This is a genomic window from Granulicella tundricola MP5ACTX9, from assembly GCF_000178975.2.
Classification (GTDB): Bacteria; Acidobacteriota; Terriglobia; order Terriglobales; family Acidobacteriaceae; genus Edaphobacter; species Edaphobacter tundricola.
On sequence record NC_015064.1, the window covers coordinates 992,940 to 1,018,477 of the forward strand.

Genomic DNA, 25,538 nt, shown 5'->3' on the forward strand with positions numbered 1-25,538 from the left:
TCGCTTTCGCTTTCGCCGTTGCCGTTGTTTGTTTTACGTCGTCATTCTGAGCGGAGCTCAGAACCTCCGTATTTGTCTTTGCTGTTGCCGCTGCTTTTGTCTTTTTTCGTTTCTCCAAAATATGCCCAAACTCCGCACCTACCCCACAAAATGGCCGTCGATCCTCCTAGCCTGCCGCAAGTGCCAAAAGAAATTAAAAGGCACTGACCTAAGCAGACTAAAAAAGCTCCTCAAATCCCAAGCCAAACAAACCGGCACCCCACCCCCACACCTCATCCCGGTCTCCTGCCTCAAGCTCTGCCCCAAGGGCGGAGTAGCCGTCTGCACCCAGTCAGGCCTCACCCAGACCCCACCTCAGCTCTCCATCCTCTACTCCCCCCAGGATCTCTTGGCACTCATCAAGCAATAGCCGCCCGCCGATACTCCCCACTCTTCCCCCCACTCTTCCGCATCAGCACAACCTCCCTGATCCGAATCCCCTTATCCAGCGCCTTCGTCATGTCATAAACGGTCAACGCCGCCACAGAAGCCGCCACCATAGCCTCCATCTCAACCCCCGTCCCCGCCACGGTAGCCGCCGTAGCCTCAATCTCCACGCCCCCCGCAACGACAGTCGCCTGAACATCCACAAAACTCAGCGCCAGCGGATGACACATCGGAATCAGCGTAGAGGTCTGTTTAGCCGCCTGAATTCCAGCAAACCGAGCCACCTCCAGCGGATTCCCCTTGGGGTTCTGCGGAAGCGCCTTCAACACAGCCTCGCTCAATTCCACAAACGCCCGAGCCACAGCCTCCCGCCGAGTCTCCCCCTTCGCACTCACGTCCACCATATGCGCCTGCCCGCTCTCATCATAGTGAGACAACTTGCCGTCTTCTACCGCCACAATACCCTCACAATCTCCCCCGCCTCAACCTCTCCATCACCCGGCAGCAACTCAACATAGCAGTTCGCCCGAGCATTCGCGGCCAGATCGCCCGATCCCTGCCATCCCACCACACTCACATCCGTCCCATCCAGCCGACCCGGCAGCAGCCGCGTCAGCCCCGCCTTCCGCTCCCCCGCTCCACTCATCCGCGCAAGCCCAAACCGCGGCCCCGTGAACCCAGCCCCACCCAAAGCCCTCAGCACCGGCTCCACAAAGCAATGAAACGTCACCTGCGTCGAGATCGGATTCCCCGGCAACCCAAAGAACAGCTTCTCCCCCATCCGCCCGAACACCACCGGCTTCCCCGGCTGCATCTTGACCCCGGTAAAGAAGAACTCCGCTCCCGCCACCGTCAGCATCTCTTCCACCAGGTCATACTCCCCCATCGAAACCCCACCCGAGAGCACAATCAAATCGCACTCCAGCGCCCTGCGCAAAGTAGATGCAACCGCCCCCCGCTCATCAGCCGTAATCGGCAGCCTAACCGCCTCACCCCCCGCAGCCTCCACCATCGCCGCCAGCCCATAGCTGTTCGAGTTCCGAATCTGGATCTCCCCCGGCGTCTCCTCCAACTCCACTAGCTCATCCCCCGTAGCCGCAATCGCCACCCTCACCCGCCGCTTCACCACCACGCTCACACACCCACAAGCCGACCCCATCGCAATCTCCGCCGCCCCCATCACAGTCCCCGCCGCAACCACCACATCCCCAGCCTTAGCCTCACGCCCCCGAGGCACGATACTCTCGCCCACCCGCCACGTCCGCCCGGCCTCCGCCTTCACGGTCTCGCCATCCCGAACCACATGCTCCACCATCACAACCGCATCTGCACCCTCCGGCACCGGAGCCCCGGTCATAATCTCAATCGCCTCGCCGGCCTCCATCACCTTCCCAAGCCACTGTTCCCCAGCCTTCACCATCCCCACCACCCGCACCGGCACCCCCAGCCCAAACTCCCCCGCCCGCACCGCAAACCCATCCCGGGTAGCCCGGTCAAACGGCGGTTGATCCCGATCCGCCCTGATCTCCTCCGCCAGCACCCGCCCCCGCGCAGCCAGCAACCCCACCGTCTCCACCCCTGCCACCGCCACCAAGCCTGCGGCATGTTCCCGAACCACCGCCAGCGCAGCCTCAAACTCCAACACATTCGTCATCCAGTCCCCTCAAGAAAAAACCCCAGGGCCGCAAAGCCCTGGGGTCGTCCTTCCAACCATCAGCCTACTTCTTGCCGGCCTTGTAGCTGTTCTTCACCGGCTGCCCAAGGTTCGTCAGCAGGTCCTTCACTTCAGCCGCGTGCGCGCCATCCGGAGCCAGGTCGAGATACTGCTGATACGCTTCCAGGCAGCCCGGAGGCAGGACGAACTTCTTCGTCTTCTCATCCATCGTCGCCTTCGGAATCAGCGTTTGCGCCTTGATGTAGTAGGCCTCGGCACGCTTCGGATCGGCAGCGATCGCCTTATCCGCAGCCGCACCCGCCTCGTCCATCTTCTGCGCATTGAACAGGATCGCAGCCTCGTTGTAGTAAGCCTGCGACGCCAGCGTCGGATTCGCCTTCACCGCGTTGTCGTACGCGTCGGTCGCCTCCTTGAACTTGCCGGACTTCGCATCTGCCTCACCCAGGTTCAGGTAAGCCAGGCCCACAACCTCAGGCTGCTTCTTCGTCGCGGCCTGCGCCAGGTCGATACCCTTCTGGTAAGAAACCCCAGCATCCGTGTACTTCTGCACGATCGCTGCATCCATCGGTGACGTGTGCGCCGCACGCGCAGCCTTCGCAGCCGCGTTCGCATCCGCAAGCTGCATCTCGCCCAGCGTCACCCACAGCAGACCCTCGTCCGGCTTCGCCTGCGTCAGACCCTGCATCTCGGCCACTGCCTTCGCCGTGTCACCGGCCTTCGCATCGGCACGAGCCTGAAGCAGCGTCTTGTTGATGTCCGCGATCTTCGCGTTGTAAGCGTTTGCGCCCGCGTTCTTCTTCTTCGTCTCTTCAATCTGCGCACGAACCTCAGGCGAAAGCGCCTTCAGGTACTCCTCGCGCGTCATGTCAAAGTCCAGCGAATGGTCTTCGCCTGCCTTCAGCGTCACCTCCAGGTAGTCGACCGTCTTGCCGTCGGCATAAACCACTGCCAGCCACGCACCGGCAGGAATCCCTTCGCCCTTGAACACGCCACCCGCTCCAACCGGGAACGTGAACGGATACTTCCGGTCCTTTTCAGGAGTCGCGCGATCCTGCGTGAACTTGATCTGACCCATCTCGAACGGACGTCCATCGGCCTGCGTTACCTTGCCATGCACCATCGCCGTCTTCTCGGCCGCAGCCTGTGCAAACGCCTGTCCGGGGCTCACCACCACCGGGACCGCTACTGTCAAAACTGCGAGAACGCTGCCAACCCGTAGAAATCTCTTCACGTCTGTCTCCCGCGCGCCCTCAGGCCACGCAAATCTTCTCTTGGATCTTTTAGATGCAATATCTCTTAGCGTATCGTGCCGGCCGCATAAGGCACCGGATCGGTTGCTCCAGCTTCGCGAAATGCTCGTAGTCGAAGCGCACAGCTCTCACACACGCCGCAGGCTTCATCCTCGCCTGAATAGCATGACCAACTTACATGCAACGGTGCGCCCAATTCAACCCCAAGCCGCACGATCTCATTCTTCCGCATCCGAATCAACGGCGTCTCTACCCGGATCTCACCCTCTTTCGTCCCCTGCCGGATCAGCTCATTGAAGGCGTCGTAGTAGGCCGGCCGGCAGTCCGGATAGCCGGAACTGTCCTGCTCCACGGCCCCAATCGTCACCACCTTCGCCCCCAGAACCTCCGCCCAGCTCACCGCCGCGGAAAGAAAATGTGCATTCCGAAACGGCACATACGTCACCGGAACCTCATCCCCCGTCCGCCCGTGCATCGCCTCTTCCGCCACCGCATCCGGCACCGCAATCGAGCGATCCGTCAGCGCCGACCCGCCAATCCGCCGGAACAGTTCGATCTTCAGATGCAGAAAATCCTTAGCCCCCACCAGCTTGGCAATCGCCTCCGCAGATCTCAGCTCCCGAGCCTCCGTCCTCTGCCCATAGCTGAAATGCACCGCATACAGCTCATGATCCCTCGCCGCCAGCGCCGCGCACACGCACGAATCCATCCCCCCGGAAAGACAAAGCACAGCCTTACTCATCGTCCAGCCCCCCGGTCGCCGCCAGCAGAGCCTTAGCCTCGTCCAAGTCCTTCCGCTGCACCTCCAGCCTCACCCGAAACGCCATCGGCACCATCGCATTCGCGTTCTCGCCCTGCAAAAAGCACTCCACCCCGGCAGACTCCAGCATCCCCTTGGCCATCTGCGCCTCGCTCGGATCGAGATACCGCCCCACCATCACCAGTTTCTCCGCCTCCAGATCCGCCACTACTTCGCCTCAACCGACTGCAGATGAAACGTAATCGTCCCCCAGAACAGCCGAGCCCGAATCTGCACCGGCATATGCCGCGCATCGTCCGTGTACCAGATCCAGATATTCCCCCGGTTCTTCACCACGCCCTCTTCTGCCGTAGGCTGCACCCGGATCGTCTGGAACGTCCCCGCCGGCGTCTTGATCTCTTCCTTACCCTCAACCTTCATGTTCACAGTCACAGTCCGCATCGAGTCAGCCAGCGGAAATCCCACCGTCTGCCCGACCACCAGAGGCCGTGAAGCCACATAAAAGATCGCAGAGAGCGAGTCCTGCACACAAGCCGGAATCGAAGCCTGCCGGTTCGCCGATGTGCCCTTCACCAGGTTCTTGCTCGTCTCGTACTGCTTGCCTTGGCCATAGTTGAAGGTCAGGTCGCTCGTCACCTTCCGGCGGCCCTCCTGCAACTGCTTGCTGAAGCCCGTCGAGCAGCCCGTCTTCGTATCCAGCCCTGCCTCGAACTTGTCCACCACCGGGAACAGCATATTCGTGTTCCCTACCGTGTCCGCCGTCGCCGTCACCTTCTCCTGCGTGCCGTTCTGCTCCAGGTGGAACACCGCCGTGCCTGCCGTAAACACCCGCCAGTCGACCGAAAACGTCAGCGTCTGCTTCGCCGGAAACACGTACCCCGGCTCAGGAGCCTGCAGCGTAGGAATCACCACCGGCGCAGCCGGCTTGCCCAGCCCCAGGATCTGAGCGCGAGCATTCGCCGCTCCGCAGGCAGCCAGCGCCACAAGGGCAGGGAAGAGGATCAGAGTTCTTGCTTTCAACAAAGGGCGTCACCGAAAAAGTTAGGATTGTGTGATCCGGCCCGGCTCTTCGTCCAGGTCACGCCCACTATTGATGCAAAAAACGAGTCATATCGAAGTGATATGCGGCCCAAAGCTTAAGCGCCAGCGCAGCGTAAATCGCACCGGCCCCCATTAAAGCATTGTACTCGCGGTGATGCAGGTATAAAGCCTTGGAGAACTCCCCGCGCTCCTCGTTCGTCGGCGCAGCCGTCAGCCGAGGCAGAATCCGCGGCACCTTCGCCGCATACTCATCGAAATTCCCAAACCGCGTCCGCAGGAACTGCTCCTCGCCCTGGATCGTCGGGATATAGATCGCCGCAAACAGCGCCGCCAGCAGCAAAAGCAGCACCCAGCTCCCCGCCGCCCCCGCAAACCCAAACGCAATCAGCATCGACCCCAGATAAAGCGGATTGCGCGTATACGCATACGGCCCGGAGGTCGTAAGCTCTGCGTTCTTTCGCACATAGCCCGCCGCATACGCCCTCAGCCAGACCCCCGGCCCCACCACCAGCAGACTCAGCGCCAGCGTCTTCCCGCTCGGTCTCGCGAGCCACAAAAACACCGCCGCAGTCACAAATCCCATCGGCACCCGGATGCGCTTCGCAACCTTCTGCCAACCTGTTCTTTCAGCCATCCAATCGCTCCCGCACTCTACACCCCGTCGTCAATCTAAAAAAGCCGTCAATCTAAAAAAGCCGTCAATTGAAAAAAGCCGTCAATCTAAAAATGTCGTCATTCTGGCGAAGCCAGAACCTCAGTATTTCGCTCTTGCCTTTGCTTTTGCTTGTGCCACTAAGCAGAAAACTCAGGGTGATCCGTCTCCAGCAAACTAAAAGCCGCCTCGACCACCTCTTCTACCCTAACCCGCATCAGCCCCGCCTCGGTCTCCTCATGCCGCCGATGATCCACCACACTCCCCGCATCCCTCAGCACCCGCACCTTCGCCCCCACAAAATAAGGCCCCGTCCGAGCAGGATCGGTAGGCCCAAACAACGCCACCATAGGCCTCCCCAGCGCCCCCGCCAGGTGTACCGGCCCCGTATCCCCGCCGATCACCAACGCCGCACGCCGCGTCACAGCCACCAACTCCGCCACCCCACACTCCACCAACTCCGCCCCACCATCTTCCGCCACCCGCCGCGCCAGATCCCCACCAGAAGAGTTCACCAGCACGCGCAACCCCCTAGCCTTGAACTCTCGAGCAACGATCGCAAACCGCTCCGCAGGCCACTCCTTCGCGCCCCAACCCGCCGTAGGCGCAATCACCACAAAACCCTCACCCCCAACCGTCCTCGCAAACCACTCCTCAGCCTCCGCGTTCACCGGCAGGGAAGCCTTCGCCTGTGCAATCCGAACCCCCACCCCAGCCGACATCAACTCACAAGCCTGCCCAATCACATGCTCCGCCCGCAAACTCACCCGTTCCCCATAGAGCGCCCTCGCCTGCCGCTCCCGAGGCTTAGCCGCCCCTACAAACCGCGCCGCCCCGCTCATCCTCCCAATCACCGCAGACCGGATCGACCCCTGCAGATCCACACAAACGTCATACCGCTCCGCCCGCATCTCCCGCCGCAACTCCACAATCTGCCGCAAAGTAGCCGTAGAAAAAGGCCGTTCCTTCCACTCCCGAGTAGGCACCAAGTGAACCCGGTCCGCAACCCCACCCTCCACCAACGCCCGCCACCTCGGCTCGATCGCCCACCCAATAAAGCAATCCGGCCACCGCTCCCTCAGCGCCGCCACCGCCGGAAGCCCATGCAGCACATCCCCCATCGCCCCCACCCGCACGACAAGTACCCGTTTTGGCCGGTCCAATTCCAAGCCCCCATCTTCTCACGCACCAAGCTCAGCGCCATCTCAAGAAAGTTGTCTTAAGAGAGTCGTCATTAGAGAGTTCTCGTTAGAGAAAGTTCGTCATTCTGGCGAAGCCAGAACCTCCGTATTGGTCTTTGCCGTTGTCTGTTTTGTAACTGCTTCACGAATCCTCTCCCAAACCCCCGCCTCATCCAAAAACGAAGCCTTCAACTCCCCCACAACCACCCTCCCCAGCCTCTCCACCATCCCCGCCGTCAACTTCACCGCATCCTTCCCGGTCGTCACAAAACCCTCCGCCCCCACCCGCTCCGCCGCCGCCAGCAGCCACTCCACATCCGCCCCGGTATAAGCATGATGATCCCCAAACGCATGAGTCCCCACCACCTCAACTCCCGCCCCGCGCACCATCCCAAAGAACCCCTCCGGCCTCGCCAGCCCACAAAAAGCCACCACCCGCCCCGGCCTCTCCGCCGGCAGCACAAGCTCCCGCCGAACCACCCAAACCTCCTTGCCCGCACAAAGTCCCGCAAGCCCAGCCATCTCCTCCTCCCGCACAACTACAGCGCCCGCCCTCGCCAGCGCCCCCAGAGGCTCCCTAAGATTCCCAGCAGGCAGCAGCCAATCCCCAGCATCCTCCGCCGTCAGCAGCACCACATCCAGATCCCGCCCCAGCCCCCGATGCTGAAACCCATCATCCAGCACATGCACCTGCGCTTGCCCGTACTTCTCCGCAGCCCGCCCAGCCTCCACCCGCTCCGCCCCCACCCAAACCTCAATCCCCGCCCGAGCCATCAACATCGGCTCATCCCCATACCGCCCCGCATCCCCCGCAGCATCCACAAGCTCCACCACCCCAGACCCCCGCCCATACCCCCGAGACAGCACATCCGCCGTCACCCCATGCCGCCCCAGCAACTCCACCAGCGCCATCACCACAGGAGTCTTACCCGCTCCACCAGCAGAAAGACTCCCCACACTGATCACCGGCCTTGCCAGCCGCTTCGCCTCCGCACGCAGCGCATCCTTCACCCACAACCCCGCCCAATAAACCGGCACCAGCGGCGCGAGCCACGGCCGCTTCAACCCTCACGCCCCGAAATCAACTCCACCAGCGCCTCAACCGCCCGTCCCGTAGCCCCCGTCTGCCCCTCAAAGAACATCCGTCCCCGCTCTCCCATCCCCTCATCGTCCCGCATCAGCCGAGTCAGCGCCTCCCCCAGCCCCGCCCCATCCACAATCCGGATCGCCTCTGCCTCCTTCATGCTCTCTACCATCTCCCTGAAGTTCTCATACGACTCCCCCATCACCACCGGCACGCCAAACCGAGCAGCCTCCAGCGGATTATGCCCCCCCTTGGCCACCAGGCTCCCCCCGATAAAAGCCACATCCGCCAACCCATACACCCCCGCCAGGTCCCCCAGCGTATCCAGAATCACCAGCGGCAGAGACTGCAGATACTTTGGCGGATTCGGCAGCTTGCTATCCGCCATCATGTCGCTCGCCTTGCACACTCGGAACCCCTTCCGAAACACCCCCGCAGCCTCCACAAACCGTTGCGGATGCCGCGGAGCCAGAATCACCACCACATCCGGAGCCTTCTTCCAGAAATCCCAAAGACAATCCCGAAAGAAAGCCTCCTCGCCCTCCACCAGACTCCCCACCACCAACACCCGCCGCCCCGTCACCATCTGCCGCAGCAGTTTCACCATCGGCCTTGATTCATCCACCTGCATGTCGTACTTCAGGTTCCCGATCACCCTCACCCGGCCCGATTCCACCCCCATCTGCCTGAGCCGCCATGCACTCTCCTCTCCCTGCGCCAGAAACACTGCGACCTTCCTTAGCAGCGGCCCCCAAAGCGCCTTGAGCCTCATATACCGCGGATAGCTCCGATCGGAAACCCGAGCATTCACCACCGCAACCGGCACCCCCACCCGTTCGCACTCCACCAGCACCCTCGGCCAAAGCTCACTCTCCATCGTCACCAGCAGCTCCGGCTTCAAAGCCCTCAGATAGCGCCGCACGATCCACGCAAAGTCCAGCGGCAGATAGAACACCCGCTCCGCCCCAAACCGCTCCCGCGCAATCTTTTGCCCGCTAGCCGTAGTCGTGGAAACCGCCACCACCCACCCCGGCAGCGCTGCCTCCATCTCCCGAACCAGCCTCTCCGCCGCCAGCACCTCCCCCACGCTCACCGCATGAATCCAAACCACTCTCTTCCCATCCACAACCGCCCGCAACTCCGCTGGCACCTGCCCCAGCCGCCCCCCCAGCCCCGCCCGATACCGTCCACTCGTCGCCATCCGCCAAAGCCACCACGGCGAAGCAATTACCAATCCCAACGCCAGCAGAAAGCTGTAAATCAACATTGCCATCGAACCCCGTGCCGTCGCTTTCCCGTCTATCCTGTAAGTCTCTAAGCAGGATCATAACCAACCAGCGATGACTCCCACCCCCAAACTTACTCGAAGCCTCGCCGCCGCCCTCCTCCTCGCCACTCCCGTCCTCGCCCGGGCCGCAGACAAGCCGCGCCCCGCCCCTCCCGTAAAGCCCGCAGCCGAGTACCCCCTCAACGACCCTCACCCCACGGAAAAAGTCACCATCGCCGCCGACCCCTGCACCGAAAAGGCCGACTGCTCCTTCTTCCGCCTCCCCTATATCGAGCACGGCTTCCAGCCCGTCCGCATCATCATCACCAACGACCGCGACGAAGCCGTCATCCTCGACGACGTCCGCATGCAGTTCATCCCCGCCGAAGGCGATAAGGAGGCTGCCGCGGACGACGAAGACCTCAACCGCCGCCTCTTCAATCACAAGTACGCCGAAGGCACCAAGATTCCCCTCATCCCCGTCACCATCCACAAGGAGCCCATCGACAAGAAGATCCTCAGCGACGACCAGGACTTCGGCTTCCAATCCACCACCGTCCCTCCCCACAGCACCCGCGCCGGCTACGTCTTCTACGACACCCGCGGCATAGACGACCCCGTCCTCAAGCACGCCGAGCTCTACATCAAGAGGATCCACTACGTAGACGAGCACACGGTCAAGCACGAGCTCTTCGCCTTCACCCTCCCCTTCGACAAGTGGCTAGCCGCCCAACCCAAACCCGACAAAAAGCCCGAGGCCAACAAGAAATAATTCATCTCATCGCACCGCCGTCCCCACCCAAACAACCGTCATTCTGAGCGCAGCGAAGAACCCCCGTATTTCGCTTTTGCTTTTGCTCTTGTTCTTTTTGTTGTCATCCCCGAAGGGGACCTGCGTTTGTCTTCCATCCGCACTAAACTATCCCCAATGCCCACCGTCCAAATCCGCCCCGCCCTCCCCGCCGACGTACCCCTCATCCTCCACCTCGTCCGTGAGCTCGCCATCTTCGAGCGCGAACCCGACGCCGTCAAAGCCACCGAAGCCGACCTCCACCGCTACGGCTTCGGTCCAGAAAAACAATTCGACTGCCTACTGGCTTTTATAGAAAACGAACCCGCCGGCCTGGCCCTCTACTTCTTCAACTACTCCACCTGGACCGGCAAGCCCGGCATCCATCTGGAAGACCTCTTTGTCCTCCCAGCCTTCCGCAAACAAGGCATTGGCAGAGCCCTCCTCTCCGCCGTAGCCCGCATCGCCGTCGAGAAAGGCCTCCCCCGCCTCCAGTGGGACGTCCTCCGCTGGAACGAGAAAGCCATCGCCTTCTACCAGGCCCACGGAGCCCACCTCAAAGACGACTGGGGCACCATGCGCGTAGAAGCCGAATCCCTCACCGCCCTGGCGTCCCAAGCCACGCCGTCATCCTGAGCAATCCATCAAAAAAGCCCACGCATCGCCTGCAACGACGAAGGACCAGCCCTCTGCAGGATCTCGGTCGCCCTCACATCGAGAGTCATCCTGCGAGTCCCCGGATCGATCACGACGGCAGCACTGACAGACGGAGCGTCAGCCCCCGCATCTTTATTCCCGCCTGAATAATCCGAGTTCGCATAAAGAATGCCAACTCGGATCTGATCGGGAGGCGAAGGCAGAATCCCCACCGCACTCGGGTGGTCGCAAATGTCGGTGCCCAGCTTGCCTGCGCCCGCCGTCACAACGGTGGAGGAAGCAACACTCCCATCGTCAGGAACGAAGCTATGAAGACATTGGTAGGAGGCTCCCGCAGACCTCGCACCCAGCGAGAGAAACGTTCCCAGCCTGGCACCATTCCAGCTCACGACGAACGACTGCTTCGGGTAGGTCATGACGTCGTGCCACCCCGCCTTGCGAGCTTCCTTGGCAGCCTGCACAAGAGTTGGATCGTTCAAAGCAATGGGGCCGCTCAACTGGGCGGACTGCGGGGAGACGCTGAGGAGCAGCAAAAGGAAAAGTTTGCTCACAGACACGCCTCAGTGTAGTCCGGGAAAGACCACGTTGACAGCTGGAAACCCTCACCCTTGACCCCCAACCCATACCTTGTATCCTCATCCCATGGCAGCCACCCCGGGTTCCTTGGCAGCGGCAGAAGCAAACGCAGACGGTAAACTCACCGCACTTGACGACAAGATCGACGTCGAAGATCACATCGCCTCCAAGGCCTGCTAAGCCATGACTAAATCCAGCTTCCGTAACATCGCCGCATCCATCCTCGCGCTCGCAACCGTCACTGCCGCTGCGGACTGCACCAAGGCCATCACACCCATCGATAAAACCGTCTGCCAAACCCCCGAACTCACAAAACTCGATGCAGACCTCAACCACCTCTACACCGCCCTTCGCCCTCAACTCACCATCGGGGCCAAAGCCAGACTCCTCACCCAGCAGCGCACCTGGCTCGCCCTCCGCGATAAGACCTGCGCCACTGCCGACGCGGCCTGCCTCCAACACCAGTACGCTGACCGCCTCGACCAGCTTGAGGCCATCAACGCCTCCGCCAAGGCAGCCGATGACAAGCTTGACGACGTAACCCCCGTTTATCTCAAAGGGAGCTGGAAGGTCACCGCGATCCATGACCCCGCTGGTAGAGGCCACACCAACCCCACCGCCCTCAAGCAATCCTTGGAAGACGAGGAGCTCTCCCCACCCGGCTCTACCGTCGTCGCCGCGCCCGGTGAGCTCTGTTTCCCTCCAGACCCGTGCGGCGACATGGCCTGGGACTTCCCGCCCCTCGGCAAGGTGGCCTCCGGCTCAGCCATTATCGAACAACTGGGCCTGACTCCTGCCACCCGCGCACTCCGCGGAAGCTCCGGCACGATCAACTCCCATTACCTCCTCATTCCTAGACCCGACGGCAGCCTCTGGGCGGCTTTCATCCTCTGCGGGCCAGCCGTAGGCCAGGACTGCCGCACGGCAGCCGAAGTCTGGACCCCCGCCACACCCGACGCCCGCGTCTTCCCAACCCATTTCCCTTCAGCAACTTACAAATAATTCCTGAAAAAACCCAGCAAATCAACGTGTCAAGCCCCTAAGGCCTGCAAAAAATCCATAACCCACATCCTAACAACAACTTACCACTCAAAAATAATTGGGGTATTTACCCCGCCTGACTTGATAAAATAGAAGGAGAGATAACATCCTGGACGAATCACCGTCGAGGCCCTTCTCAATCTTTTGACCTATCCGTCCTGATCCGTTTTCAGCCTTCTTGTCTGCGTTACGCCTCGCTCTCTTCCAGGCATACAAGGATGTCCAGACCTAACCTGAATCGAATGAAGACTTTGCATACTTTCACCGGGGGTGGGGGGTGTCCCCCACGCACCAGCAAACTAAACTGAAAGGATGAAGAAGATTCGCATCATCGGCGGAGGCCTCGCAGGTCCGGAAGCCGCTCTCCAAGCCGCCGCAGCAGGTTGTCACGTTGAGCTTTACGAGATGCGCCCAACCCGCTCCACCGAGGCCCACCAGACCTCAGACTTCGCCGAACTCGTCTGCTCCAACTCCCTCAAGTCGGAGTCTGAGAACTCCGCACCCTGGCTTCTCAAGCAGGAGATGCGCCGCGCCGGATGCGTCCTCCTCGCAGAGGCCGACGCCTCCGCCGTCCCCGCCGGACACGCCCTGGCCGTAGACCGAGTAGCCTTCTCCGCCCGCGTAGCCGCCCGCCTGGAGTCCAACCCGCTCATCACCATCCACCGCGAGGAGGTCACCACCCTCAACGCCACCGACGCAGACCTGACCATCCTGGCCTCTGGCCCCCTGACCTCAGCCCCGTTAGCCGCCGCCCTCCAACAAATCACCGGCTCCGAGCAGCTAGCCTTCTACGACTCCATCTCCCCCATCGTCGACGCCACCACCATCGACATGGACAAGGTCTACTTCGCCGCCCGCTGGGACAAGGGCACCGCCGACTACATCAACTGCCCCTTCACCAAGGAGGAGTACGAGACCTTCATGGACGCCCTCACCTCCGCCGAAAACGTCCAGGCCAAGGAGTGGGAGAAGCTCGACTACTTCGAAGGTTGCCTCCCCATCGAAGAGACCGCCCGCCGCGGACGAGACACCCTCCGCTTCGGCCCCATGAAGCCCGCCGGCCTCACCAACCCGAAAACAGGCCGGTGGCCGTACGCCTGCGTCCAGCTCCGCCAGGAAAACCTTCGTGCCGACAGCTACAACCTAGTCGGCTTCCAGAACCACCTCAAGTTCGGCGAGCAAGCCCGCGTCCTCCGCCTCATCCCCGGACTCGAGCACGCCACCTTCCTCCGTTACGGCCAGATCCACCGCAACACCTACATCCACGCACCCTCGCTCCTCACCGAGACGCTCCAGCTCCGCGCCCGCCCCGACATCCTCATCGCTGGCCAACTCTCCGGCGTAGAGGGCTACACCGAGTCCATCGCCAGCGGTATGCTCGCCGGCCAGTTCGCCGCCGCCCTCCTCGCAGGCCGAACCCCCGTCCCATGCCCCCGCCTCACCGCCCACGGCTCCCTCATTCACTACATCACCCACGCAGAAGACCGAGGCAAGGGAAACCGCTTCCAACCCGCCAACATCACCTTCGACCTCCTGCCCCCCCTCGAAGAGGACCTTCGCAAAAAGATCCGTGACAAGAAAGAGCGCCACCGCATCCAGTGCGAGCGAGCCCTGACCGCCTGGCAGCAATGGCGCACCCAAACAACGCTGTAGCCCCAAAGCCCCGCGTACGTTACTCTTCTCCCAACGTCCCGCCTGATCGCACAGAGGACGGAGAGGGAACCCCTAACGCATGCAGCGCCTCAACCCGATCGACGCCATAGCCCCCGCCTTCACCCGCACCCACCAGACCCTCTTCCAGCCCTTCAAGGCCGGCCGCACCTGGAAGCTCTGCGCCTCGTCCTACCTCGCCTTCGCCGGCAGCATGTTCTTCCCCGTACCCCTGGCCTTCGCCGCCCTCCCGTGGCACGCCTCCTCCTCCCGCCCCGCCCTCCTGGCCTACCTAGCCCTGGCGACGGTCTTCACCCTCATCTTCCTCGCCTTCTTTTACCTCGGCGCCCGCATGGAACTCGTCCACTTTGAGATGGTCGTCACGCGCGGCAAGTTCATCGCGCCCATGTGGCGACGCTACAGCCGCACCATCTGGCCTTGGCTTGGCCTCAAGGTCGGCATCGGTATCGTCCTCACCGCCGTCATGGCCCCCATCCTCCTCACCACCGGCCGCCGCCTCTTCACCGGCATCGCGAGCATGCCTAAGGCCACCCCCGGCCAGCCCCCCGACCCCGCCCTCTTCCACGCCTTCATGGCGCAGATGATCGGCTTCTACGCCATGTTCTTCCTGGTCTTCTTCGTGCTTAAGCTCTTCGCCACGCTGCTCAATGACTTCGTCCTGCCCTTCTACACGCTGGAGCAACTTCCGCTTCTCGCGGCACTCAGCCGTGGCGTAGACGTCATCGCAGCCGACCCCGTCCAGATCATCCTGTACCTGCTCATGAAGTTTGCTCTCTCCATCATTGGCTTCGTGATGCAGTACTTTGCCAACCTGATCATCTTCGTCCCGTTCGGGATCATCATCTTCATCGGAGCCATGATCGCGGGCATCACCGGCGCTCACAAAGGATCGCCCGCCTACATCCTGCTCATCGTCGGCGGTATCCTGCTCTACATCCTCTTTATCGCCCTGACGATGTACTGGTCCATCGGCACCTTCGGCTATCTGCTTACCTTGCTCGAAGCTTATGGCATCTACTTCCTCGGCGGCCGCTACCCCATGCTCGGTGACATCCTCGAGCCCCCCGCACCACCTGCCTATACCTTCACCCCACCCCCCACCCCCCCATCACCCGGTGAAGACGACGGCCCATCCCTCCCGATGGACCCCGCTCTCGCCTGACGGCTTCTACTCCTCTACCTTCTTCTTATTCCGAGCCCGAATCTTGAACCAGATCGGGCTCCCGATAAACCCAAAAGCCTCCCGGATCTGATTCGCCAGAAACCGCTCAAACGAGAAGTGCATCTTGATGTCTCTGTCAGTGAAGAGCACAAACGTAGGCGGAGCGACCTGCGCCTGAGTCATGTAGTAGATCTTCACGCGCTTGTTCATCGGCACGCTCGCCCGCTGGAAGTCCACCTTATCCAGGAACTTGTTCATCATTCCGGTAGACACGCGCTTGCGTCGCTCCCTCGCCACAAGCTCAACCTTCGCAAACACCTGCTCGATCGCCTTCGGCCCACCAGTCTCCGGCCCAGCCGAAATAAACAGCAGCGGAGCATAGTCCAGATACTTCAGCGCATCACGAACCTGCTGCGCATAAGCCTTCTGATCCGCAGCAGGCTTTCCGTCCGTCCGAGCCGTCGTCACCAGATCCCACTTATTGATGACGATGATCACCGACCGCCCGCTCTCATGCGCATACCCGCCAATGTTGGCGTCGATGTTCGTCACACCCTCCTGCGCATCGATCACCAGCAGGCTCACATCCGCAGCCTCCAGGTGCTTCCGAGCCATGATGACGGACAGTTTTTCCGCCATCATCTTGGTCTTACCCTTCTTCCTGATTCCTGCCGTATCCACAAACCGGAAGATATGTCCCTTCTTTTCGACGATCTCGTCCACCGCATCGCGCGTCGTTCCCGCAATCGGCGATACGATCGCACGATCCGTCTCCGTCAGCGCATTCAGCAGCGTGCTTTTGCCCACATTTGGCCGCCCAATGATCGCAACCTTCGTCTCGCGCGACTCATACTCGCCATGCGTCCGCTGCGTCCTGACCCGAACCGGCTCCTCGCCTTCAGCCGCCTCAATCTCCTCGTCGAAAGGCTCAAACTCCGGCTCTTCTTCAATCTCCAAGCCTTCAGCAGGTTCCGGCAACACCGCAAAAACCTCATCCAGCAGATCGCCAATGCCCGACCCATGCTCCGCAGAGATCGGCAGCACGTTCTTGAACCCGAGCCGCCTGAAGTTCTCCGCCGCCGCATACATCGACTCGGAGTCCATCTTGTTGACCGCCAGAAAAGTCGGTTTCCCGCCCTTCATCAGCAGACGAGCAAGCTCCATATCCGGTGAAGCCAGCTCCGTCCGCCCATCCACAACCATAACGATCGCGTCCGCTTCCTGAAGCGCAACCTGCGCCTGCCGGAAGATCTCGCTCGGAATCAGCGCCTCATCATCCGGCACCACGCCGCCCGTATCTACCAGACGAGCCTTCACATTCTGCCATTCAATCTCGCCATAGATCCGGTCGCGCGTGATCCCAGGCTCATCCCCCACAATCGACCGCCTTGACCCCGTCAGCCGATTGAACAAGGTGCTCTTCCCAACATTCGGCCGCCCGCAGACCGCAATCAGCGGCAGCGCCAGGCTGGCCGCACTCTCCGTCACGACAGACTGCTGCAGCGCTGCCAACTCCGCCTCGCGCCAGTCGTCATCGTCCTTCGGCCCCGCCAGAATCCGCCCGGAAGGCCGTCTCGGCTCACGCATCGGACGATCCTGCGGCACTTTAGCTGAGTTCTTCCCGACCGTCTTCTCCGGATCGTCCCCTGTGATCGTCCGCTTCGCCTCAAACTCCGGCGACCGCTTGGAGATGCGCTTCTCCGCGACAACCTTCGCCTTCTTGGTCGCGATGATCTTCCGCTTCTTCGGATCGACCGCCCCAATCCGCGTCGCGCCCGTCGTCACCCCAGACTTCGGAGCCTTACCCTTATGCGGCCGAGTGCTCGCCTGCCTGTGCTTCTTGCCTAACCGTTTCGCTGCCTTCTTCGCTGCCATCGTCCCAATCTCCCAAGCCCAACGCAGTCAAAGCGCAGACATATCACTCTCCATTATAGAAACTTATCGCCCCCAGCGGCGTCACCGTTGTATCCTGCCCCCATCATGACCATCAAACTCGCCATTCCCATCCTCCCCGCCGCAGACGTTCAGACCTCACTCGACTGGTGGACCACCATCGCCGGCTTCACCCGCACCCACGCCGACGCCAACCCACCCACCTACGCCGGCATAGCCTGCGACAACACCCATCTCCACATAGCCCGCATCACCGACCCCATCGTCGCTCGCACCGTAGGCGAGCAAACCATGGTCCGCGTCGTAGTAGAAGACATCCAAGCCTTTTACGCTGCCTACAAGCAGCGCGGCGGCATCATCCACCCCAATGGAGACCTCTCCACCAAACCCTGGGGCACCACCGAGTTCGCAGCCCACGACCCCAACGGCATCTGCGTCACCTTCCAAAACTCCTAAACCTCACCTCCACCTCCGTGTCCCCAGCGTCTTTCTCTGTGCCCTCCGTGGTTAGCTTTTGTCTCTCCCACTACGCCTTCTCTTCGCTTTTCCACAATCCCCGGCTATCATAGCCAAAGGTGTCCACCGCCCCACCCATCCCGTCCCCCACGTCCGCCAGGCCGAAGAAGCTCCCGACCCTCCACGACTTCTTCGCCCCCGGCGGCATCCTCGCCAAGTCCTCCCTCGCCTACGAGCATCGCAAGGGCCAGTACGACATGGCCAAAGCCGTAGAATCCGCCCTCGAAGACAAGCGCCATCTCATCGTAGAAGCCGGCACAGGCACCGGGAAAACCCTCGCCTACCTCCTCCCAGCCCTCCGCCATGCACGCGAGCACAACCAGCGCGTCATCATCTCCACCGGTACAAAAAACCTTCAGGAACAGCTCTACTTCAAGGACATCCCCTTCCTCGAATCCATGCTCGCAGACGACTACGGCCCCCTCAAGGTCTGTTACATGAAGGGCCGCGCCAACTACCTCTGCAAGCACAAGCTCTACGCACTCCGTGACTCCCCACTCCTCAGCGGCCTCGAAGAGATCGAACAGTTCCACCACATCACCACCTGGGAGCGCACAACCCCAACAGGTGACCGCGCTGAACTAGACCACCTCCCCGAGACCTCCGCCCTCTGGTCAAAACTAGACGCCCGCACAGAAGCCTGCCTCGGCACCACCTGCCCGGACTGGGAGCAATGCTTCATCACCCAGATGCGTCGCAAGGCCCTTGAATCCGACCTCATCATCGTCAACCACCATCTCTTCTTCGCAGACCTCAACATCAAGCAGCAGGCCGCCGGCGCGCCTGACGCAGGCATCCTCCCAGACGCCTCCGCCGTCATCTTCGACGAAGCCCACGAGCTCGAAGACATCGCCTCCAACTACTTCGGCATCGGCCTCTCCAACGCCCGCATCGACGAGCTCACCCGCGACGTCGAGATCATGCTCCGCGCCAAGCAGGCCTCGTCCTCAGCCATAGAATCCGCCTGCGCCATCCTCAAAGATCGTAGCAAGATGTTCTTCGCCTCCCTCCCCACAACCGAGTACCAGCCCATAGGCCGCATGCCCTTTGAGCACCGCGCCGACTACCTCGAAACCGAAGGCGACGCCTACATCGGCGCAACCAACGCCCTCAAGCGCCTCACCTCTGAGCTAGAGCAAGTCAAAAACGTAGAAGAGACCAAAGGCCTCATCAAGCGCACCGAAGACATCCGCCAGCACCTCAAGTTCCTCCTGGAATCCGACGACCCCAACACCGTCTTCTGGATCGAGCGCCGCGCCGGCGGCTCAGGCGTCCGCAACCTCGCCCGAGGCCCCGCCCAGCAGATCTACAACACCCAGCTCCAGGCCACACCCATCGACGTCTCCACCCTCCTCACCACCTCGCTCTTTGACTGCTACCCCACCGTCGTCCTCACCTCCGCCACCCTCACCGTCGCCGCGCCCGAAGGCACCTCGCCCTTCACCCACATCACCGGCCGCCTCGGCCTCACGCTCAACAGGGAACTCGTCGTCCCCAGCCACTTCAACTACCCCAAACAAGCCCTCCTCTATCTCCCCCCGTCCATGCCGGACCCACGCGAGCCAGACTTCACCATGCACGCCGTAGAACGCATCCGCCGAGTCCTCGAAATCACTAAAGGCAGAGCCTTCGTCCTCTTCACCAGCTACAGCCAGATGCGCCTCATGCACGACCGCCTCCTGGCCGAACTCCCTTACCCACTCCTCCTCCACGGCACAGCCCCCCGCCATGTGCTTCTGCAGCAATTCCGAGACACCCCAAACGCCGTCCTCTTCGGCACCAGCTCCTTCTGGCAGGGCGTAGACGTCCAGGGCGAGCAGCTCTCCTGCGTCATCATCGACCGTCTCCCCTTCGGCGTCCCCACAGACCCCATCCTCAAAGCCCGCATGGACCTCATCGCCTCAACCGGCGGCAAGCCCTTCTTCGATCTCCAGATCCCGGCCGCCGTCATCACCCTCAAGCAAGGCTTCGGCCGCCTCATCCGCTCCCTCAACGACCGCGGCGTCCTCATGCTGTTAGACCCCAGAATCCAACGCCAGCGCTACGGCAAAGTCTTCCTGGACTCCCTCCCGCCCTACACCGTCACCCAGTCCATAGAAGATGTAGAAGCATTCTTTGCAGCCAAAGCAGGGAACTCCCGCATAAACTAGGGATAACTCATGGGACGCAACCTCTACATCCTCGCCGGCACCCTCCTCTTCTTCTGCCTCGTCTGCTTCGGCGTTTCCTTCTCCAACATCGCCCAGCAGCCCGGCTCCCCCGGCGATGTGGCTCTCTGGCGCACCATGTCCATCGCCTTCCTCGTCCTCTCCATGGTCATCGCCCTCGCCGGCACCCTCACCAGCATGTTCGAGCAAGCCGAACGCCGCGCCGAGCAGGCCCGCCAACTCCGCCGCAAACGCTAATCTCCAAACCTAGTCATTCTGAGCGCAGCGAAGAACCTCAGTAGCTGCCGTCGCTGTTGCTGTTGCTGCTGCCACTTGTTTGTCATTCCCGAAGGGAATCTGCTTCTCGCCGTTGCTTTTGCTGTGGTTTGTTTTTGTTTTAGTTCGTCATTCTGAGCGAAGCTCAGAACCTCCGTATTTGCCTCTGTCGTTGTCTGTCCTTACAAACCTCACCCCGCATCCAATCCCCCCATGAAGACCACGCAGATCACCCCCAACTCCCTCCAGCTCACCCGCTTCGGTCTCTGCAACTGTTATCTCGTTCGTGAGTCCTCCCCGGAAGGCGACTCCTTCACCCTCATCGACACCACCATCGGCGGAAGCACAGATGCCATCCTCGCCGCCGCTCTCACCGCCGGCGCACCCATCCGCCGCATCCTCCTCACCCACGCTCACGGCGACCACGTCGGCTCCCTCGACGCTCTCATGAAAAAACTAGGCCCGGACACTCAACTCGCCGCCAGCGCCCGCAGCCTCCCTCTCCTTGAGCGCAAACCCAACAAATCTCTCCGGCCCGGCGAACCTCAGGCCAAGATCAAAGGCAGCCTCCCCGGCACAAAATCCATCCCCACTCACCTCCTCGCAGAAGGCGAGCTCTTCGGCTCCCTCCGCGTCATCGAGACCCCCGGCCACATCCCCGGCCACCTCTCCTTCCTCGACGAGCGCGACGGCACTCTCTTCACCGGAGACGCTCTCGTCTGCGTCGGTCGTCTCGCCGTCTCGGGCTACGCCCCCTGGTTCTTCCCACTCCCCAACGTAGCCACCTGGCACAAACCCACCGCCGTCGCCAGCGCCCGCAAGCTCCTCACCTACGACATAGCCCGTTTCGCCGCCGGCCACGGAGCCATCCGCTCCGGCGGCATTCCCGCCCTACAGCAAGCCCTCCAGCAAACCGGAGCCTGACCCGCCACCACGCAAGCTGGCAGCTCATGGCTGGTAGCTGACAGCTGGAAGAAAGCCCTTCACTCTACCCGCCGCTAATCCTCCTTCGCCTTGGCCGCCACACTTGCAAACTTTTTTTCGTCATTTCTGGGCCAAACTTGCATGTCAAGCCCTTCGAGACTCAAAAAATTCCATAACTAATTCATTCCAAGCCACTTACGTCAAAAAAATAGTTGGCATATTCACTCCCGCCACTCCTGTAAAATGGTATTAGCGATCAAAACGAGAGACTGCACGAAAGAATCGCCCCTAAAGCCCTTCGCATCAATATCTTGCGGATAAGCCTCTTGTTTTGAAGACTTTGCACAGCCTTACCCCGTCTAGTCCAGATCTAACTCCTTTCTTTTGAAGACTTTAGATACTTTCCGGGGGAGGGTATACCGTCTCCGTGCTCACACCGGCTGACCGAAAGAAGGGAAGCACCTGAATGTTTGAAGTCACCGTAGAGGCCGGTTTCTCCTCCGGCCACTACCTCCGCAACTACCGAGGCAAGTGTGAGAACCCCCACGGCCACAACTACAAGGTCTTCGTCACCCTCGTCGGCGCAGAGCTCGACGAGGCCGGTCTCCTGCTTGACTTTAAGCTCCTCAAGCAGGTCATGCGGCCAGTGGTCGACTACCTCGACCACCAGATGATCAACGACCTGAAGCCCTTCGACGAGATCAACCCGTCGGCCGAGAACCTGGCTCGTTACTTCTTCGATAACACAGCAACGCAACTCGATGAAATGACGCAAGGCCGAGTCAAAGTGAAGGATTGCACCCTCTACGAAACCGACACCAGCTTCGCCCGCTACTACGAATAACTAGCCTCTAGAAACGCGAAGCGTCCAAAACCGTGCGAAGCACCGCCCGCCCGGCGCAAGGGCGCACTTGCACTTGCCTTTATGCACTTAATCGAACTCTACAAATCCGTCCAGGGCGAATCCAGCTTCACCGGCCTCCCCTGCATCTTCGTCCGCTTCGCCGGCTGCAACCTGCGCTGCGCCTGGTGTGACTCGGAGTACACCTTCACCGGTGGCAACCCCTTCACGCAGGAAGAGGTCATCGCCCAGATCGAAGCCCTCGCCCCATGCAAGCTGGTCGAGTTCACCGGCGGCGAGCCCATGCTCCATGCCAAAGAACTCCTCCCCCTGATGGACGTCCTCCTCACCCAGGGCTACACCCTCATGATGGAGACCTCCGGCGAGCGCCCCCTGGACCTCGTTCCCAAAGCCGTCCACAAGATCGTGGACGTCAAGTGCCCCGGTGCCGGAGCCGCAGCCAACAGCTTCCGCCTCTCAAACCTAGAGACGCTCACCAAAAACGACGAAGTCAAGTTCGTCCTCACCAACCGCGCCGACTACGAGTTCGCCCGAGCCTTCATCGCCGAGCATCGCCTCAACGACCTGGCCGCCGGCGTCCTCCTCAGCCCAGCATTCACCAAGAACCCCAGCCCCCTACGCACGGTCGAAAACGCCACCCTGGACCCCCGTACCTTGGTCGAGTGGATGATGCACGACGGCGTAGACGCTCGCCTCTCCCTCCAGATCCACAAGTTCATCTGGGAACCGATGAAAAAGGGCGTCTAGCATGCAGCGGATCAAGCTGGTCCTCATAGCCGCCTTCGAGCCCGACTGGCCGCTCAATGAGGGCCCCGTCCCCGGCGAACTCACCCTCTTCCGCCAGCGCAACAACCTAACCCAAACCATCCCACTGGAAGCCGCCTACCGCCCCCTCCTAACCGACGGAGCCGGCACCCTCGCCCTGGCAACCGGGGTAGGCGCGGCAAGAGCCGCCGCCTCAGTCATGGCACTAGGCTTGGACCCACGCTTCGATCTAACAAACGCTCGCTTCCTCATCACCGGAGTAGCCGGAGCAACTCCAACACAAGCGTCTCTCGCCTCCGTAGTCCTCCCCGACTACGTCGTAGACGGAGACCTCACCCACGAACTCGACGCGCGCGAGATCCCAGCCGAATGGCCCGACGGCTTCATCCCCATCGGCAAAACAACTCCCTACGAAGCCCCCCGCGCCGCCCGCTTCAACAACGACGACGGAATCGTCTTCCAACTCAACAGCACCCTGATCGAACGAGCCTTCAACCTCACCCGCAACATCATCCTCGAAGATACCCCCCAAATCACCGAACGCCGAGCACAGTTCAGCCCAGCGCAGTCAGCCCCAAAGGTCCTGCGAGGAGACGAACTCTCCTCCTCCACCTTCTTCCACGGCCGCCTCATGAGCCAACGCGCCACCCGCTGGGTCTCTTATCAGACCGAAGGCCAGGCCACCTACACCATCACCGCCATGGAAGACACCGGCATTCTGCAATCGCTGACCTTCCTCGCAGCAGCAGGGAAGCTGGACTTCAACCGAGTCCTCATCGCCCGGGCTGTCAGCAACTATGACCAGCAGCGCGAAGACATCACCGCCGCCGAATCCCTAGCCGAGACCAAGGTAGCCACCTACTCCGCCTACCGCCCCGCCCTCGAAAACGCCCACCGAGTAGCCACCGCCATCATCCAATCCCTCGATCAAGACCCCACATAAGCCCGATCCCGCCAGCTCACCGCCCCACCCCGCACCTTCCGCGCCAGCGCATACCACTGCACACAAAGTAGCAAAACAATCCCCACCGGATGCAGCAAAGCCCCCCGCCAGTCCTGCCTGAACCGCCCAACCGCAATCCACCGCGGCAACCACGCAGCAACGATAGCTAAAGCAACCACGACGAATTCGGCCCAGAACATCGCAGGAAGTTGCGCGGTCCAAGCGAGAGGCCGTGGTTGCTGATAGTACTCCATCGCATGCCCTAACACGACACCGGGTAGCAGCGCCATCAAGACAAACGGCAGCACCTGCCCCAGCACCAAAGCCAGCGATACCGGCCCAATCCGCCTCGGATCACCCAACCCCTCAGTAGCATTCTTAGCCAGCCCCCGCCAAACCTCACCCGCCGTCCGATACATCCTGCACTCGGCCAACTCCGTAAGATCCGCCAGATCCGTCCTGAACCCAGCCTCCCGGAACAGCCTCGGCAGCCGCAGCCCATCATGCATCGTCAGCCGAATCCCCGCATGTCCCCCACAAGCAAAGTAGTCCTCTCTCCGAGCCATCATGAACTGCCCACACCCCGCCGCAAACGCCGGATCAGTCCCCGCCCGCATCTTGCCCAGCGGCAAGAAACCGAGCAGCACAAAGTGGATCATCGGCAGCAGCAGCCATTCCAGCGTCGTCTCCGTCACCTGCCTTGGAAACCCACTCACCAGCCCATTCCCACCCGCCTCCAGAAACCCAGCCATCCGCCCCACGCACCCCGGCTCCACCCGCACATCCGCATCCACAAAACAAAGCATAGGATTCTTCGCCACCTGCGCTAAAACCCAGCAGGCATGTTGCTTCCCGTTCCACCCCGCAGGCAGCAGAGGAGCCCGTTCCAGCCGCACCCGCGCATCCTCCTCCGCCAACCGCCCCACAATCTCCGCAGTCCCATCGGTGGACCCATCATCCATCACCACCACCTCAAACTCACACCCCGTACTAGCCAACACCGCCCTGACCCCAGCCTCAATCCCCCCCGCCTCATTCCGAGCCGGAATCAACACCGAAACCGGCTGTCGGCCCTCATCTCCACCTGAAGGCGCACGATACAGCCGCAGATTCCAGCAGAACAACCCAGCCGGAATCGCCGCACAAACCAGCGCAGAAAACGCTACCCAGAACATCATCCCTGCTCCTCCTCCGGCATCACCGTATGCTCTGCCTGATACCTGCGCCCCCGTACCCGAGCCCATACCCTCTGCCCCAACTCATAGAACCCGCCCGTCCCCACCCGACCCTTCCGCAGCACCGTAAACGCCCTCGCATCCCGCGCGATCGCCAACTCCTGCAACTCATCCATTGCCCTTTGCAACGCCCACTTCAGCCGCCCCTCCACCGCCTCAGCCGAGTCCCCCTCCACCGTCACCGCCTCTCCAAACAGCAGCAGCGTCTCAGGCAGCCGCTCATCCCAGAACGGATACTCGATCGCCAGCGGAATCACCGTACACCCACCCGCCACCTTAGCCGCCAACGCCGCAAGCCCCGGCTTGAACTCCAGCGGCCTCTCTCTCGCATCCGCAAACCGACCCTGTGGCGTCACCCAGATCACCCCGCCCTCCCGCAGCACTCGCAGCCCGGTCCTTAGAAACTGCGCCGCCCCCCTGGCCGTCTTCATCTCCACCCCAAACACCCCAATCCGCTTGAAGATTCCATACCGCTCCAGCGCCGCAGCATCCATCGGCGCATAGTGCTTCCGCCCCGGCATCAACTCTGCCGCCAGCAGCACCTGCACCATCGGGTCCCACCACGACCCATGATTCGCATACACAATCAGCGGCCGCCCATCCGTGCCTGCCGCAGCAAACCTCTCCGCCCCCCGCACCCTCACCGCGCGAAAGTGCCGCCTGAAGTACCCCCGCACAATCCGCCGGAAGAACCCAAGCACCGGCTTCGAAATATACGGCGTCTCCATAGTGCTTCCGAGCCTA

Annotated in this window: 27 protein-coding genes; 13 read left to right on the forward strand and 14 right to left on the reverse strand. The window is 61.6% G+C overall.

Annotated features, from left to right (window positions below; genetic code table 11):
* Nucleotides 1-121: 121 nt before the first annotated feature.
* Nucleotides 122-409 carry a hypothetical protein gene (locus tag ACIX9_RS25615; RefSeq protein WP_013579224.1) on the forward strand — a complete coding sequence of 96 codons (288 nt, stop codon included), beginning with the start codon at nt 122-124 and terminating at the stop codon, nt 407-409.
* On the opposite strand, the gene moaC is transcribed toward ACIX9_RS25615, so the two are convergent.
* The 10 genes from moaC to ACIX9_RS04195 form a co-directional block, all read right to left on the reverse strand.
* The gene (gene moaC, locus ACIX9_RS04150; protein WP_013579225.1) at nt 399-884 is read right to left on the reverse strand and encodes a cyclic pyranopterin monophosphate synthase MoaC; all 486 of its coding nucleotides are present in this window, start codon (nt 882-884) and stop codon (nt 399-401) included. The genes ACIX9_RS25615 and moaC overlap by 11 nt on opposite strands.
* On the reverse strand, nt 875-2,080 hold the full coding sequence (locus ACIX9_RS04155) for a molybdopterin molybdotransferase MoeA (protein WP_013579226.1): 1,206 nt from the start codon (nt 2,078-2,080) through the stop codon (nt 875-877). The genes moaC and ACIX9_RS04155 overlap by 10 nt, the downstream gene beginning before the upstream one ends.
* A 64-nt stretch (nt 2,081-2,144) precedes the next feature.
* On the reverse strand, nt 2,145-3,332 hold the full coding sequence (locus tag ACIX9_RS04160; protein ID WP_013579227.1) for a tetratricopeptide repeat protein: 1,188 nt from the start codon (nt 3,330-3,332) through the stop codon (nt 2,145-2,147).
* A 65-nt stretch (nt 3,333-3,397) separates the two neighbouring features.
* Nucleotides 3,398-4,093 carry a 7-cyano-7-deazaguanine synthase QueC gene (queC, locus tag ACIX9_RS04165; protein ID WP_013579228.1) on the reverse strand — a complete coding sequence of 232 codons (696 nt, stop codon included), beginning with the start codon at nt 4,091-4,093 and terminating at the stop codon, nt 3,398-3,400.
* Nucleotides 4,086-4,319 carry a putative signal transducing protein gene (locus tag ACIX9_RS04170; RefSeq protein ID WP_013579229.1) on the reverse strand — a complete coding sequence of 78 codons (234 nt, stop codon included), beginning with the start codon at nt 4,317-4,319 and terminating at the stop codon, nt 4,086-4,088. Before ACIX9_RS04170 ends, queC begins: the two co-directional genes overlap by 8 nt.
* Nucleotides 4,319-5,134 (reverse strand): DUF3108 domain-containing protein, encoded by an 816-nt coding sequence (locus ACIX9_RS04175; protein WP_013579230.1) that lies wholly within the window; start codon nt 5,132-5,134, stop codon nt 4,319-4,321. Before ACIX9_RS04175 ends, ACIX9_RS04170 begins: the two co-directional genes overlap by 1 nt.
* 64 nt (nt 5,135-5,198) lie before the next feature.
* Nucleotides 5,199-5,786, reverse strand: coding sequence for a methyltransferase family protein (locus ACIX9_RS04180; RefSeq protein WP_013579231.1), 588 nt, complete (start codon nt 5,784-5,786; stop codon nt 5,199-5,201).
* Nucleotides 5,787-5,944: 158 nt separating this feature from the next.
* Entirely contained in the window at nt 5,945-6,967 is a 1,023-nt protein-coding gene (locus tag ACIX9_RS04185; protein WP_013579232.1) for a glycosyltransferase family 9 protein, read from the reverse strand.
* A gap of 99 nt (nt 6,968-7,066) precedes the next feature.
* Nucleotides 7,067-8,050, reverse strand: coding sequence for a tetraacyldisaccharide 4'-kinase (gene lpxK, locus ACIX9_RS04190; RefSeq protein WP_013579233.1), 984 nt, complete (start codon nt 8,048-8,050; stop codon nt 7,067-7,069).
* Nucleotides 8,047-9,342: a 3-deoxy-D-manno-octulosonic acid transferase gene (locus tag ACIX9_RS04195; RefSeq protein ID WP_013579234.1), complete on the reverse strand. Its 1,296-nt coding sequence runs from the start codon at nt 9,340-9,342 to the stop codon at nt 8,047-8,049. Before ACIX9_RS04195 ends, lpxK begins: the two co-directional genes overlap by 4 nt.
* Nucleotides 9,343-9,409: 67 nt before the next feature.
* Between ACIX9_RS04195 and ACIX9_RS04200 the strand changes: the two genes are divergently transcribed.
* Nucleotides 9,410-10,108 (forward strand): hypothetical protein, encoded by a 699-nt coding sequence (locus tag ACIX9_RS04200; protein WP_013579235.1) that lies wholly within the window; start codon nt 9,410-9,412, stop codon nt 10,106-10,108.
* A gap of 156 nt (nt 10,109-10,264) precedes the next feature.
* On the forward strand, nt 10,265-10,762 hold the full coding sequence (locus ACIX9_RS04205; protein ID WP_013579236.1) for a GNAT family N-acetyltransferase: 498 nt from the start codon (nt 10,265-10,267) through the stop codon (nt 10,760-10,762).
* Nucleotides 10,763-10,770: 8 nt separating this feature from the next.
* Here ACIX9_RS04205 and ACIX9_RS04210 read toward each other — a convergent pair whose 3' ends face one another.
* Nucleotides 10,771-11,334 carry a hypothetical protein gene (locus ACIX9_RS04210; protein WP_013579237.1) on the reverse strand — a complete coding sequence of 188 codons (564 nt, stop codon included), beginning with the start codon at nt 11,332-11,334 and terminating at the stop codon, nt 10,771-10,773.
* A 208-nt stretch (nt 11,335-11,542) separates the two neighbouring features.
* Here ACIX9_RS04210 and ACIX9_RS23505 point away from each other — a divergent pair, with 208 nt between their 5' ends.
* The 3 genes from ACIX9_RS23505 to ACIX9_RS04225 all read left to right on the forward strand — a co-directional run bounded on the left by ACIX9_RS23505 (nt 11,543) and on the right by ACIX9_RS04225 (nt 15,233).
* Nucleotides 11,543-12,361 (forward strand): lysozyme inhibitor LprI family protein, encoded by an 819-nt coding sequence (locus ACIX9_RS23505; RefSeq protein ID WP_013579238.1) that lies wholly within the window; start codon nt 11,543-11,545, stop codon nt 12,359-12,361.
* A gap of 351 nt (nt 12,362-12,712) precedes the next feature.
* On the forward strand, nt 12,713-14,053 hold the full coding sequence (trmFO, locus tag ACIX9_RS04220; protein ID WP_013579239.1) for a methylenetetrahydrofolate--tRNA-(uracil(54)-C(5))-methyltransferase (FADH(2)-oxidizing) TrmFO: 1,341 nt from the start codon (nt 12,713-12,715) through the stop codon (nt 14,051-14,053).
* Nucleotides 14,054-14,132: 79 nt separating this feature from the next.
* On the forward strand, nt 14,133-15,233 hold the full coding sequence (locus ACIX9_RS04225; protein ID WP_013579240.1) for a DUF7544 domain-containing protein: 1,101 nt from the start codon (nt 14,133-14,135) through the stop codon (nt 15,231-15,233).
* Between the two features lie 6 nt (nt 15,234-15,239).
* Here the strand turns inward: ACIX9_RS04225 and der are convergent, their stop codons facing one another.
* Nucleotides 15,240-17,108 carry a ribosome biogenesis GTPase Der gene (gene der / locus ACIX9_RS04230; RefSeq protein ID WP_013579241.1) on the reverse strand — a complete coding sequence of 623 codons (1,869 nt, stop codon included), beginning with the start codon at nt 17,106-17,108 and terminating at the stop codon, nt 15,240-15,242.
* Between the two features lie 105 nt (nt 17,109-17,213).
* Between der and ACIX9_RS04235 the strand changes: the two genes are divergently transcribed.
* From ACIX9_RS04235 to ACIX9_RS04265, 7 genes are all read left to right on the forward strand, one after another.
* Complete coding sequence (locus tag ACIX9_RS04235) at nt 17,214-17,582, forward strand: VOC family protein (RefSeq protein WP_013579242.1); 369 nt, start codon at nt 17,214-17,216, stop codon at nt 17,580-17,582.
* A 119-nt stretch (nt 17,583-17,701) separates the two neighbouring features.
* Entirely contained in the window at nt 17,702-19,792 is a 2,091-nt protein-coding gene (locus ACIX9_RS04240) for an ATP-dependent DNA helicase (protein WP_013579243.1), read from the forward strand.
* Between the two features lie 9 nt (nt 19,793-19,801).
* A complete protein-coding gene (locus tag ACIX9_RS04245; RefSeq protein WP_013579244.1) occupies nt 19,802-20,047 on the forward strand; it encodes a hypothetical protein in 246 nt (81 codons plus the stop codon).
* A gap of 231 nt (nt 20,048-20,278) precedes the next feature.
* Entirely contained in the window at nt 20,279-20,989 is a 711-nt protein-coding gene (locus ACIX9_RS04250; protein WP_013579245.1) for an MBL fold metallo-hydrolase, read from the forward strand.
* Nucleotides 20,990-21,455: 466 nt separating this feature from the next.
* Entirely contained in the window at nt 21,456-21,833 is a 378-nt protein-coding gene (queD, locus tag ACIX9_RS04255) for a 6-carboxytetrahydropterin synthase QueD (protein WP_013579246.1), read from the forward strand.
* Between the two features lie 81 nt (nt 21,834-21,914).
* On the forward strand, nt 21,915-22,598 hold the full coding sequence (locus tag ACIX9_RS04260) for a 7-carboxy-7-deazaguanine synthase QueE (protein WP_013579247.1): 684 nt from the start codon (nt 21,915-21,917) through the stop codon (nt 22,596-22,598).
* A gap of 1 nt (nt 22,599) precedes the next feature.
* Nucleotides 22,600-23,559 (forward strand): purine-nucleoside phosphorylase, encoded by a 960-nt coding sequence (locus ACIX9_RS04265; protein ID WP_013579248.1) that lies wholly within the window; start codon nt 22,600-22,602, stop codon nt 23,557-23,559.
* On the opposite strand, the gene ACIX9_RS04270 is transcribed toward ACIX9_RS04265, so the two are convergent.
* Nucleotides 23,544-24,737: a glycosyltransferase gene (locus ACIX9_RS04270; RefSeq protein WP_232298783.1), complete on the reverse strand. Its 1,194-nt coding sequence runs from the start codon at nt 24,735-24,737 to the stop codon at nt 23,544-23,546. The two genes, ACIX9_RS04265 and ACIX9_RS04270, sit on opposite strands and share 16 nt — an antisense overlap.
* Entirely contained in the window at nt 24,734-25,522 is a 789-nt protein-coding gene (locus ACIX9_RS04275) for a lysophospholipid acyltransferase family protein (RefSeq protein ID WP_013579250.1), read from the reverse strand. The genes ACIX9_RS04270 and ACIX9_RS04275 overlap by 4 nt, the downstream gene beginning before the upstream one ends.
* Nucleotides 25,523-25,538 lie beyond the last annotated feature (16 nt).